This is a genomic window from Stenotrophomonas lactitubi (genome assembly GCF_002803515.1).
GTDB lineage: Bacteria > Pseudomonadota > Gammaproteobacteria > Xanthomonadales > Xanthomonadaceae > Stenotrophomonas > Stenotrophomonas lactitubi.
The window spans coordinates 1,668,543-1,681,152 of the sequence record NZ_PHQX01000001.1; the positions used below are offsets into that span (position 1 = coordinate 1,668,543).

8 protein-coding genes are annotated in these 12,610 nt (G+C 67.3%); 6 read left to right on the forward strand and 2 right to left on the reverse strand.

Annotation, left to right across the window (positions count from 1 at the left end; translation table 11 throughout):
* Nucleotides 1-94 precede the first annotated feature (94 nt).
* The gene (gene recJ / locus CR156_RS07990; RefSeq protein WP_100552439.1) at nt 95-1,852 is read left to right on the forward strand and encodes a single-stranded-DNA-specific exonuclease RecJ; all 1,758 of its coding nucleotides are present in this window, start codon (nt 95-97) and stop codon (nt 1,850-1,852) included.
* Nucleotides 1,853-1,936: 84 nt separating this feature from the next.
* On the opposite strand, the gene CR156_RS07995 is transcribed toward recJ, so the two are convergent.
* Entirely contained in the window at nt 1,937-2,986 is a 1,050-nt protein-coding gene (locus CR156_RS07995; RefSeq protein WP_100552440.1) for a DUF1176 domain-containing protein, read from the reverse strand.
* Between the two features lie 133 nt (nt 2,987-3,119).
* On the opposite strand from CR156_RS07995, the gene CR156_RS08000 reads away from it, so the two are divergent.
* The gene (locus CR156_RS08000) at nt 3,120-6,035 is read left to right on the forward strand and encodes a VIT domain-containing protein (RefSeq protein ID WP_100552441.1); all 2,916 of its coding nucleotides are present in this window, start codon (nt 3,120-3,122) and stop codon (nt 6,033-6,035) included.
* 119 nt (nt 6,036-6,154) lie between these two features.
* On the opposite strand, the gene CR156_RS08005 is transcribed toward CR156_RS08000, so the two are convergent.
* Complete coding sequence (locus tag CR156_RS08005) at nt 6,155-7,363, reverse strand: acyltransferase family protein (protein ID WP_100552442.1); 1,209 nt, start codon at nt 7,361-7,363, stop codon at nt 6,155-6,157.
* Between the two features lie 197 nt (nt 7,364-7,560).
* Here CR156_RS08005 and CR156_RS08010 point away from each other — a divergent pair, with 197 nt between their 5' ends.
* The 4 genes from CR156_RS08010 to CR156_RS08030 all read left to right on the forward strand — a co-directional run bounded on the left by CR156_RS08010 (nt 7,561) and on the right by CR156_RS08030 (nt 12,592).
* Nucleotides 7,561-8,403 carry a LytTR family DNA-binding domain-containing protein gene (locus CR156_RS08010; RefSeq protein WP_100554112.1) on the forward strand — a complete coding sequence of 281 codons (843 nt, stop codon included), beginning with the start codon at nt 7,561-7,563 and terminating at the stop codon, nt 8,401-8,403.
* 90 nt (nt 8,404-8,493) lie between these two features.
* Nucleotides 8,494-9,619 (forward strand): peptide chain release factor 2 gene (prfB, locus tag CR156_RS08015; RefSeq protein ID WP_099818762.1). Its coding sequence is split into 2 segments (ribosomal slippage): nt 8,494-8,568 and nt 8,570-9,619, totalling 1,125 coding nucleotides; the frame shifts between segments, so codons are not numbered across the junction.
* A gap of 99 nt (nt 9,620-9,718) precedes the next feature.
* On the forward strand, nt 9,719-10,501 hold the full coding sequence (locus CR156_RS08020; protein ID WP_100465254.1) for a helix-turn-helix transcriptional regulator: 783 nt from the start codon (nt 9,719-9,721) through the stop codon (nt 10,499-10,501).
* A 699-nt stretch (nt 10,502-11,200) separates the two neighbouring features.
* Entirely contained in the window at nt 11,201-12,592 is a 1,392-nt protein-coding gene (locus tag CR156_RS08030; protein ID WP_100552444.1) for an NAD-dependent succinate-semialdehyde dehydrogenase, read from the forward strand.
* The last annotated feature ends 18 nt before the right edge of the window (nt 12,593-12,610 follow it).

The following is a 12,610-nucleotide window of genomic DNA, read 5'->3' on the forward strand; positions in this document are numbered from 1 at the left end:
CATGGGCGATCAGCACGCCTGCGCCAAGCCCGCGGAGAGCCTGGCAAGCCGATCGGGGTATCCTGCGCGGGTCTTCCGTAACCCGGCGATGCCGATGTCCCTTGCCGCCGACGCTGTGCCGCCGTCTTCAGATACCCCGACGATCCGCCGCCGCGATGTCGCCGTACCCGGCGCCTGGCCGGACGGCACGCTGCCATTGTTGGCCCGCCTGTACGCCGCACGCGGAGCGCAGACGCCGGAGCTGGCGTTGCCCAAGCTGGGCAACCTGCACGCGCCGGAGCTGCTGACCGGCATCGATGCGGCCGTGGACCTGCTGGTCGAAGCCATCGCCGCCGACAAGCGCATCCTGGTGGTGGGTGATTTCGACTGCGACGGCGCAACCGCGTGCGCGGTCGGCGTGCGCGGTCTGCGCATGCTCGGCGCGCAGCATGTCTTCCACGCGGTGCCCAACCGCATGGTGCATGGTTACGGTCTGTCGCCGTCGCTGGTGGACGAGCTGGCTGCGCTGCAGCCGGATCTTCTGGTCACCGTCGATCACGGCATCGCCTGCCATGCCGGCGTGACCGCAGCCAAAGCGCGGGGCTGGCAGGTGCTGGTGACCGATCACCATCTGCCCGGTCCGCAGCTGCCACCGGCCGATGTCATCGTCGACCCCAATCTGGACGGCGACGCCTTCCCCAGCAAGTCGCTGGCCGGTGTCGGCGTGATCTTCTACGTGCTGATGGCGCTGCGCCGGCAGATGCGCGAAGCGGGTGTATTTGCCGATGGCAAAGGTCCGGACCTGACCGCGCTGCTGGATCTGGTGGCCGTGGGTACCGTGGCCGACCTGGTGGTGCTGGATGCCAACAACCGCGCCCTGGTCAGTGCTGGTCTGCGTCGGCTGCGCAACGGCCAGGGCTGCGTCGGCCTGAAGGCATTGATCGAGGCCAGTGGCCGCGACGCCGCGCGACTGACCGCCACCGATATCGGTTTCGGCCTTGGCCCGCGCTTGAATGCGGCCGGTCGGCTGGAAGACATGGCGCTGGGAATCGCGCTGCTGCTCACCGAAGATCCGCGGCAGGCCCGCGACATCGCGCAGACGCTGGAGCAGATCAACGCCGAGCGGCGTGCGGTGCAGCAGTCGATGACCGATGACGCCGAACAGGCGCTGTCACGGGTGGTGCTCGATACCGCAGGGCAGCGTCCGGTGGCGGCCTGCCTGTTCGATGCCGATTGGCACCCCGGTGTGGTCGGCCTGGTCGCGTCGAAGATGAAGGATCGCCTGCATCGTCCGGTGATCGCGTTCGCGCCGGCCGAACCGGGCGCCGACACCCTGCGCGGTTCAGCGCGTTCGATCGCCGGCCTGCATATCCGTGATGCGCTGGCCCTGGTCGATGCACGCCATCCCGGCTTGATCGAGCGCTTCGGGGGTCACGCGATGGCTGCGGGCTTGAGCATGCGTCTGGATCATCTGGCCGACTTCGAAGCTGCGTTCGTCGCTACCGTGCTGGAGATGCTCGACCCGGCGGCACTGCAGCAGCAGGTGCTCAGTGATGGCGAACTGGCAGCGGACGAACTCGATCATCGCCACGCCGATGCGCTGCGCCTGGCCGGGCCGTGGGGGCAGGGCTTCCCCGAGCCGCTGTTCGACGGCCACTTCGAAGTGGCCAACTGGCGCGTATTGAAGGAACGGCATCTGAAGCTGGAACTGCGCCTGCCCGGCGTACCGGGCACGATCAACGCGATCCACTTCGGTGGCTGGCACGGCAACGCGCCAGGCAAGCATGTCCACCTGGCCTATCGCCTGGCCTGCGATGACTATCGCGGTGGCGCCGCGATCCAGCTGATCGTCGAGCACTGCCTGCCCGCATGAAAAAAGGGGACGGAGGGGATTAAGTCGCTTGTGCCTTGTTTGCCGTTTGCGACTTAATCCCCTCCGTCCCCTTTTTCTGTGAGGTCAGCGGACCTCGGTCACCCGCGTCGGCAGTTCCCAGGTTCCACCGGGAACGCCGCGGCACAGGCCGCCGCTGATCGCCGAGGTCGCGATGAAGCGCGTGCCATCCCAGGTCCACGCTTCATCCGACACGCAGTCGGCCAGGCCGCGGCCCTTGTGCGAGGCGACGATCTGCCCGTCGCCGTAGTCGATCGCATCGCTGGTCACCCACTGCGGCTGGAAAGGCGCTTTCTCACCGATGACCCAGTAACCATCGCCGGTGTTGTAGGCCGCGCGCCAGCAGGGAACGTTGACCAGCAGGTGCTTGGCATCCAGACGTTGGATCTGCAGTGGCGAATTGCTGATCGGAAGATCCGGGTCGGCGTCGAGCAGGCCTTCGCAGCTGGGCTCTTTCAGGGTGGCGCGCAGCGCTGCACGCAGCGCCGGTGACGCGGCCAGCTTGGCGAATGCCGGGTCGTCCGGCGGCGTAGACATGGTCGCTGCCTTGCGCACCACGGGTTTGGCAACGGCGGCAGGTACGCTGCTTTCGGCCGCAGTACCCTTGCGCATCACCGCGCCCGGCGTCCCCACGCGGCCCTGGAACTCGTCGGCCTTCAGCAATACAGCCGCTGCGCCCTTGTCCGACAGCGGCCACGCATGGCCGGCGGTATCGACAACGGTGATGCCGCCATCGCGCACCAGCGCCGACAGCACTGCGGTGGTCTGCGTTGGGCTCAGCGCGTAGGTGCCTGTGTCCTTGGTCGGCGCCAGCACGCCGAGGTCACGCTGCTGGACGCGCAGGTGCAGCGCGCCCTTCGGCTGCGGCTGGTCATCGATCGGCTGCAACGACACGCGGCCGTTGATGGCTTGATCGGGGCCACCCTTCCGCGTCAGCAGCACGCTCAGGGTGCTGTCATCGCCGCTGGCATAGCCGGCCGCGCGGCAGGTGCGGGTGTTGTCGCAGGCCAGGACCCAGTCGTGATGCTGGAAATACAGCCCGGCAGGCGCATCGACGGCGCCGGCGGCCAGTGGCCAGCACAGGGCCAGCAGGGCGGGAAGCAGGGGAGAACGCATGGGCATCCTTGCGCGGGATCGGGAAGTCGCACATGGTGCGCCCAGGGGCGGCGAAGAGCCAGCATCGAATCGCGTTAACCCCATCCACCCGTTTGGTGCGTTCAAGCAATCACGATCCCACTGGAGTCCTGTCATGGTCTTCGCCCGATGCTGCACCGTACTGCTGTTGGCCCTGGCAACCTGGCCGGCATTGCCCCAAGCGTCGCGTCGTCCGGCACCGCCGATCGCCTCCACGCCGCTGCTGATCGCACCCGCAGCAGAACAGCCCGTGCAGCTGCGGCAGGCGCGTATCGAGGGCGAGGTGCAGGCCGGCATCGCCCAGACCCGGATCACCCTGGAGTTCCACAATCCCAATCAGCGCGTGCTGGAAGGCGAACTGCAGTTCCCGCTGGGCGAGGGCCAGCAGATCACTGGCTTTGCTCTGGACATCAATGGCGAACTGCGCGAGGCGGTGCCGGTGCCCAAGGACCGCGGTCGCCAGGTGTTCGAGGAGATCGCCCGTCGGGGCGTCGATCCGGGCCTGTTGGAGCAGACCGCGGGCAACCAGTTCCGGCTGCGTGTGTATCCGCTGCCGGCCGGCGGCAGCCGCCGCGTGCAGCTGGTCGTGCGCGAGCCGCTGGCATATGCCGGGCAGGGCTGGCGTTGGACATTGCCGCTGCAGTTCGTCGCCGGCGCCGCCGCCGTTGAACTGGACGTGCAGGCGCCGAAGGGTGCTGTCACCGGCAGCGCACCGTTCCGCATCGCCGATGGCCGCCTGCACTGGCAAGGGCGCGGCGCACAGTTGCCGGCCCAGCTGCAATGGACGCTGCCGGCCGAGCGCAAGGCACAGGTGCAGGTTGCACGCTGGCAGGACGGTCATTACCTGCTGGCACAGCTGCCGGTGCCGACGTCAGCCGCGCCGCGCCGTGTGCCGTCGGAAGTGGGGCTGCTGTGGGACGGTTCCGGTTCCGCTGGCCAGCGCGACCGCACTCGCGAGTTGGCGTTGCTTGATCGCTACTTCGCGGCGATGGGCGAGGGCAACGTCGCACTGACCGTGCTGCGTGATCGTGCGGAGCCTGTGCGTCGGTTCCGTATCCGCAGCGGCGACTGGAGTGAACTGCGCCGGGCGTTGATGGCGGTACAGCCGGATGGTGCCAGTGCACTGGCGCAGTGGCAGCCCCAGGCCGAGGTGAAGGAATACCTGATGGTCAGCGATGGCCTGCTGACCTACGGGCCGGAAGCACTGCCGGCGTTGGCTGCCGACCAGCGGCTGTTCGCGATCAGCAGTGCTGGTGCACGCACCGATGCCAGCCGCCTGCGCGGCTGGAGCGAGGCGCATGGCGGCAGTTTCGTGGCACTCGGCAGCGATGTCGATGCCGCCGCACGGGAACTGCTGTCGGTACCGCTGGATGTCCAGATCGATGCCGACCGTGGCGTGCAGGATGTGGTGATCGATCGCCGCAGCCAGGCCCAGGGCTGGCTGTGGTTGCATGCGCGGTTGGCGGCCGAAGGTGTTCCGATGCGGGTACGCGTGGCCGGCGGCGAGTGGCAGGCACTGCCCGCGACGCAGAAGAGCGAAGACGGTGATCTGCTGGCCGGCCTGTGGGCACAGGCACGTCTGCAGCAGTTGTCGACCGATCGACGCAGCAACCGCGAGGCGATGCAGCTGCTGTCGCAGCAGTTCAGCCTGGTGGGCCCGGACACCTCGCTGATCGTGCTGGAAACCCTGGATGACTACCTGCGCTATGCAATCCGACCGTCGGGCAAGCTGCGCGCAGAGTACGACCAGCGCTTCGCGCGCAAGGTTGCAGACCGCGATGCGGCCGACCGTCAGCGGCTCGACAAGGTGGTGACGCAGTGGCAGCAGCGCCAGCAGTGGTGGAATCGCAGTTGGCCGAAGGGTGCACCTCCGCAGGCGGACGCGAAGGCGCTGGAGGTGGCGTCTGCAGATTACGCAATGGATTCGGCGCCGGTAGCGATGCTTGCTGCGCCGTCCCCGGCGGCTCCGCCCGCCCCCGCGCCGGTGGCAGCGGCTGCCGAGCAGCGCATGGAAGCCAGCAGTGCGCGTGCACGTCGCTCAGCGCCTGCATCGAACAAGGCGCTGGATCTGATCACGCTCACCAGTGGCCTTGCTGCCCCTTCCTCTGCCGCCAACGACGGTCAGCTCGGCATCCGGCTGGCGGCATGGCAGCCAGACTCGGCCATCGCCCGGCGGCTGCGCCAGGGCCCGGCGTCGCAACTGTATGACCGCTATCTGGCCGAGCGCGATGCGCATGCCAACAGCAGCGCATTCTTCCTCGACGTGGCCGACCTGCTGATCGAACAGGGGCAGCGCGATCTTGCCCTGCGCGTGCTGTCCAACCTGGCCGAGATGGAGCTGGACAATCGCCATCTGCTGCGCGTGCTCGGCTACCGGTTGCTGCAGACCGACGCTCCGGCGCTGGCGGTGCCGGTGTTCGAGCAGGTGCTGGCGATGGGTCAGGAGGAACCGCAGAGCTTCCGCGACCTTGGCCTGGCACTGGCTGCAGCGGGCAAACCGCAGCAGGCGTTGGCGCCGCTGTATCAGGTGGTCGTGCGCCCTTGGGATTCCCGTTTCGACGGCATCGCGCTGATCGCCCTGGATGAGCTGACCAACCTGGTGGCCGGCAGCAAGCCGCGCCTGGACACCCGGGGCATCGACCCGCGCCTGCTGCAGGCGATGCCGCTGGACCTGCGCGTGGTGCTGGCCTGGGATGCCGACAACAGCGACATGGACCTGTGGGTGACCGACCCGAACGGCGAGCGCGCGTACTACGGCAACCGTCTGACCTACCAGGGCGGGCAGATGTCACAGGATTTCACCGGTGGCTATGGCCCGGAACAGTTCTCGCTGCGCAACGCCAAGCCCGGCAAGTACAAGGTGGAGGCGAACTACTTCGGCAGCCGCCAGCAGCTGGTGACCGGTGCGACGACGCTGATGCTGCGCCTGACTACTCATTGGGGCACGTCGAAGCAGAAGGACCAGATGGTGACGATGCGGCTGAAGGACCGTGCTGAGACCGTGCTGGTCGGCGAATTCGAGGTGCGTTGATCGATCCCGGGCTCTTGTAGCGTCGAGCTTGCTCGACTGCCTCGAGGTAGAGCCGAGCCTATGCTCGGCTCATGGCAGAAGCAGCCGAGCGCCGACTCGGCTCTACAGCGGCGACGACCTCATTGCACTGTCACGGCGAGTACAGCCGGCGACGACGGCGGATTGGCACGCAGCCCGAACAGCGGCCGCAGCCAGCACACACGCCGCACCAGCAGTTCGTGAATCAGAAGGCAGCCACCGACAGTGCCGATGATCACCAGCACCGGCTCCAGCCAAGCGCCCAGTTGCAGCGGCCGCAGCCAGTACAGCAGTACGATCAGCACGGTCTGGTGCAGGATGTACCAGCTGAAGACCGCCTCGCGGCAGTAGCCCAGGCCACGCCATGGCCGCGCAAGCAGGACCTGTGCCCAGCCGAAGATGGCCAGCAGGGCGCACCAGGTGTACATCGCGCGGCCGACGCGCTCGGTCTGCGCCCATGGCAGCGACAGCACCCACTCAGGCAGATCGCCAACGTCGGGCATCCGGGCCAGTGCGCGGATGCCCAGTTCGACAGTCAGCCCGATCACGGCCAATACCAGGGTCAACCGCCGGCCACGCACCAGCAGGTCCCATCCACGCTGCCAGCGCGCCGCAAGGAAGCCGCCGAGGAACAGGGGCAGCGATTCGGCGTGGACGTACAGGTCATCGACCAGCGCATGGGTTGGCGGGTGCGCGGGCAGGATGACCAGCAGTGCCCACGCCAGCCACAGCACCGGCAGCAGCAGACCCAGCGTGGCGATCCAACGGTCGCCCAGAGGCAGATCCGGCAGGCGCTGGCGTAGCGGCCGCAACATGCTGGCCAACAGGATGGCCAGCAGCGTGTAGGGGATCAGGTATGCCAGGTACCACAGGTGGTTCCAGGTGAAGCCATAGGCTGCACCGCTGAAGCTGGCGCCCGGCCACGGCCGGAATTGCCAGTAGCGCCACAGGAATGCGCCGAGCCCCGGCGTGACCTCGCCCTTGTCCACCGCCTCGCAGTAGGCCTGCAGCGAGACGACCGCGACGATGCCGAACAGCAGCGGCAACAACAGGCGCCAGCCGCGCCGCAACGCAAACTGCCAACGGCCGTGCGCGGGCAGGCACAGGCCCAGCGCGATGCCGGAAATCGCGAATAGCAGGGGCATGCGCCAGCGATTCAGCGCGATCATCGGCCACTGCAGCCACCCGGCCGTGTGAGCGCTCTTGAGGTGGAAGTCCCATCCGGCCACGTAAGCCATGGCCACGTGATAGAGGATCAACAGCCCGAAGGCGCCGATGCGCAGGGTGTCGAGGTCGTGGCGGCGGGTCATGGCGGCATCCGTGTTGGCGTTGTCGCAGAGTGGAAGGTCTTCCGGGGTGTCACCAGCAGGAGGGGGCGGCTGGATGCCCCGCAGGGCCCAATGGCGGGGCTGGGGGACGAATGGCGTACGTCACCGGGGCTGTGGTTGGCGATAATCCAGTGATGGACGAGCACAACCAGCAGGACCCGCAAGTGCGTGGCGAACCGATGGGCAGCAGCAGGCAAGGACGGCAGGTGGCCGTGTTCTGGGCCCTGTTGTTCCTGGGTACGGCGGCGGCCAACGTGCTGGCCAAGGTGATGATGGCGGCGCGTGACGGAGTGCCACCGCAGTGGATGGCGGTGACGATCGATGAATTCAGCAGTGCGCTGGTGTCGCTGCTGCTGTTGGTGTTGCTGATCCGTGCCGCCTCACGCTGGCCGCTGCATGCCGATACCTGGCGGCAGCGACTGATGCCGTACCTGCTGGGTGCGGTCGCGTGGTGGCTGCTGCACGTGAGTGGGATGGTGCTGCTGCGCAAGGCCGCGCACGCCTTGCTTGGCAGCCACTACACCTTCGGTGACTGGCCGGCGCAATGGTTCTATGAGTTCTTCAAGGACATCCAGACCTACGCGCTGCTGGTCTCGGCGGTACATGCCGTGGCCTGGTTCGGTCGGCGCAGGCAGGGCGAAGCGACCCTTCTGGCCGCCCCCGATGAGGGCCCGCCGGTCGAGCCGGTCGATCGTCCCGACCATTTCCTGGTGCGCAAGCTGGGCAAGGAGTTCCTGGTGGCCACGGCCGATGTCGAGTACGCCCAGGCCGCCGGCAACTACGTGAACCTGCGGGTGCGCGGCCATGACTACCCGCTGCGGATCACCATGGCGGTGCTGGAAGCGCGGCTGGACCCGGTCCTGTTCCTGCGCAGCCACCGCAGCTGGCTGGTCAATCGTGACCAGCTGCGCTCGATTGAGCCGCTGGATGGCGGCGAGGCCTTGCTGCACATGGCTGACGGGGCCCGGGTGCCGTGCAGCCGGCGCCAGCTGCCGCTGCTGCGGCAGGCACTGGGCGGGTAGGGCCGGGGCTGTACGAACCTGGCTTTTGCGCCGGTTCACTCCGGGCTGCGGTATCATTTGCAGTCATCTTTTGAATGCATAACCGCCGACATGATCGAACTGAATCCTGTCCGCCAGCGCATCGCCGATCTGACCGATCGCGTGTTGTCGCTCCGGGGGTATCTTTGACTACGACGCCAAGAAAGAGCGTCTTGAAGAAGTAACGCGGGAGCTGGAAAGCCCCGACGTCTGGAACAACGCCGAGTACGCCCAGAACCTGGGGCGCGAGCGCTCGACCCTGGAAAAGACCGTGGGCGGCATCGCCGCGGTGCTGGAAGGCCTGAGCGACGCCACCGAACTGCTGGAGCTGGCCGAGTCCGAGCAGGACGAGGACACCGCGCTGGCCGTGGTGGCCGACCTGGACAAGCACCAGGCGCACGTGGAGAAGCTGGAGTTCCAGCGCATGTTCTCCGGCCAGATGGACACCGCCCCGGCGTTCGTCGACATCCAGGCCGGCGCCGGTGGCACCGAAGCCCAGGACTGGGCCGAGATCCTGCTGCGCATGTACCTGCGCTGGTGCGAATCGCGTGGCTGGAAGACCGAGCTGATGGAAGTCTCCGGTGGCGACGTCGCGGGCATCAAGTCGGCCACGCTGCGCGTGGAAGGCGACTACGCCTATGGCTGGCTGAAGACCGAGACCGGCGTGCACCGCCTGGTGCGCAAGTCGCCGTTCGACTCGGACAACCGCCGCCATACCAGCTTCACCTCGGTGTTCGTGTCGCCGGAAGTGGACAACAACATCGAGATCGACATCAATCCGGCCGATCTGCGTACCGACGTGTACCGCTCGTCCGGTGCCGGTGGTCAGCACGTCAACAAGACCGAGTCGGCGGTGCGTATCACCCACATCCCGACCAACACGGTCGTGGCCTGCCAGACCGGCCGCAGCCAGCACCAGAACCGCGACAACGCGATGAAGATGCTGGCCGCCAAGCTGTACGAGCTGGAAATCCAGAAGCGCAACGCCGAGCGCGATGCGGTGGAAGCCACCAAGTCCGACATCGGCTGGGGCAGCCAGATCCGCAACTACGTGCTCGACCAGAGCCGTATCAAGGACCTGCGCACCGGCATCGAGCGTTCGGATACGCAGAAGGTGCTCGATGGTGACCTGGACGAATTCGTCGAGGCCAGCCTGAAGGCCGGCCTGGCGGTCGGCTCCAAGCGCATCGACGCCTGATGCGTGCCCGGCGACAGCGGTACCGTCCGCTGTCCGGGCCCTGCGTTGCGGGACGTCATGGGCGTCCCGCAATGCTGTTGAAACCTGCAGGGCAGGGCGATGATGCGCAGTGAAGCCGAACGCAAGGAACTGGGTGGCTTTCTCAAGGCCTGCCGCGCTCGGGTCGAGCCAGCAACACTGGGGCTGCCCGCGGGGCGCAGGCGCACGCCGGGCCTGAAGCGAGAGGAAGTCGCGCTGGCGATCGGGGTCAGCGTCAGCTGGTACACCTGGATCGAGCAGGGCCGCGAAGTTCGTGCCTCGCCCGAGGTGCTGGAGCGCCTGGCGCAGGTGCTGCGGATGAGCGACGACGAGCGCGCCTACGCGTTCGCGCTGTCCGGCTACGGGGTGCCGCTGGAGTCCCCCGACGAAACGGTGACCGACGGCCTGCGCCAGCTGGTGGAGGCGATGCAGCCGATCCCCGCCTACGTGCGCAATACCCGTTTCGACATCCTGGCCTGGAATCCGGCCATCGCCGATCTGTTTGTCGACTACGGTCAGTTGGCGCCGCATGAACGCAATACGCTGCGGCTGATGTTCCTGTATCCGCCGTACAGAACGTTGATTCTCAACTGGGAAGAAATGACCCGCGGCCTGCTGGCCAGCTTCCGTGCGGCGATGGCGCAGGCACCGGACAAGGCGCCGTTCCTGGCGCTGGCCGAGGATATCGGCACGCACAGCGAGCAGTTCCGTGAGTGGTGGCCGGAGCACGATGTGCGTCGTTTCGACGAAGGTGCCAAGAAGCTGAACCATCCCACGCGCGGGCTGCTGGACCTGCAGTACGTGGCGCTGGTGCCGGAGAGCCGGCATGACCTGTCACTGGTGACCTACCTGCCGCGCAGGTAGAGGGTTGTTCGGCAGGGCTTGCAGCCCTGCACCTGCTGTAGTGCCGGCCGCTGGCCGGCAACCTCAGTAGCAACAGCAACAGCAACAGCGGGCTGTCCCTGAGTTGGCGGGGCGGTGTCGGATTGCGGGGGCGCCGTGAACCCATCCCTGGGGGCTTGGCAGCCGCATCCATGCGGCTGACACCCCGCAATCCGACACCGCCCCACCTCTGACAGATCCCCGCGATCGGGTAGATCCACGCCATGCGTGGATGCTTTTCGATTTCAATTCGAGATATTCGATCTCGATGGAAATTCATCCACGCATGGCGTGGATCTACCGTGTCGACCAAGGTCGACACCTACCAACAGCAGCAGGAAATTGTCGAAGGCGGGGTGGGTCCGGTGGCGGGAGTGTCCGCGGCATGGATGCCGCGGACAAGCCCCCATGGATGGGTTTACGGCGTCTCCCGCAACCGGACCCACCCCGCCATCCCACGGAGTGCCGCTGTTGATGTTGCTTCGGCTACTGAGGTTGCCGGCCAGCGGCCGGCACTACCGCGGGTGCAGGGCTGCAAGCCCTGCCAGGAAACAAACCCTATTCAGGCAGGTAAGTGCAGGTCACAGGATAGACAGACGCCTTGTTGCCTTTGCCGATCGGGTCCACATTCCTTGTCAGGAAACGGGCAGCCGCCCGTTGTCGAGACAACAGGAGACCTGCATGTCCGCTTCCCCCGCAGCCCCCGCTGCCATTTCCCGCGATCCGGCCACCGGCCAGCAGATCGCCAGCCACCCCTTCGCCACTGACGCCGAGCTGGAAGCGATCCTTGATCGCGGACAGGCCGGCTTTGCTGCCTGGAGTGCGCAGTCACTCGAACAACGCGCGGGCGTGCTGCGTGCGATGGCGGCCGTGCTGCGTCGCGACCGCCAGCCCCTGGCCGAGCTGGCCACCGCCGAGATGGGCAAGGTCCACGCCGAGTCGCTGGCTGAGATCGAGAAGTGCGCGGTCCTGTGTGACTGGTACGCCGACAACGGCGCGGCGTTCCTGCGCGACGAGCCGACGGCGGTGGCCGACAACAAGGCCTATGTCTCCTATCTGCCGCTGGGCGTGGTGCTCGGCATCATGCCGTGGAACTTCCCGTACTGGCAGGTGATGCGCGCGGCCGTGCCGATCCTCATGGGCGGCAATGGCTTCCTGCTGAAGCCTGCCGAAAACATCGTCGGCACCGCCGCGCTGCTCGCCGCTGCGTGGCGCGATGCGGGCCTGCCGGAGGGCGCCTTCATCGCCGCCAACATCAGCCGCGAGGGCACCAGTGCTGCCATCGCCGATGACCGCATCGCGGCAGTGACCCTGACCGGCAGCGTCGCCGCGGGGCGCAGCATCGCCGCGCAGGCCGGGCAGGCGCTGAAGAAGGTGGTACTTGAACTGGGTGGCTCGGATCCGTTCATCGTGCTGGCTGACGCCGACCTCGATGCCGCGGTCGATGCTGCTGTGGCCTCGCGTTTCCAGAACACCGGGCAGGTGTGCATTGCCGGCAAGCGCATCATCGTCGAAGCGCCGGTGTACGAGCGCTTCGTGGCGTTGTTCTGCGAGCGGGTGCAGGCGCTGACCGTGGGCGATGGCCGAGAGGCCGGCAACCGGATCGGCCCGATGGCCCGCCAGGACCTGCTTGAACAGCTTGATGCGCAGGTGCGCGCCTCGGTCGAGGCCGGTGCGCAGCTGCTGGTGGGCGGCAAGCAGCTCGATCGCCCCGGCAGCTTCTATGCCCCCACCGTGCTGGCCGGCGTCGAGCCGGGAATGCAGGCCTTCGACACCGAGACCTTCGGGCCGGTGGCATCGATCAGCCGCGCGCGCGATGCCGATCATGCGGTGGAACTGGCCAACCAGAGCGAGTTCGGGCTCAGCGGCAATCTGTGGACGGGCGACCACGCCCGCGCGATGCAGCTGGCACGCCGTCTGCAGACCGGTGGCGTGTTCGTCAACGGCTTCTCGGCCTCCGATCCGCGCGTGCCGATCGGAGGCGTGAAGAAAAGTGGCTTCGGCCGCGAGCTGTCGCACTTCGGTATCCGCGAATTCGTCAACGCGCAGACGGTGTGGTTCGACCGTCGTTGACGCGGACCATCCACGCTT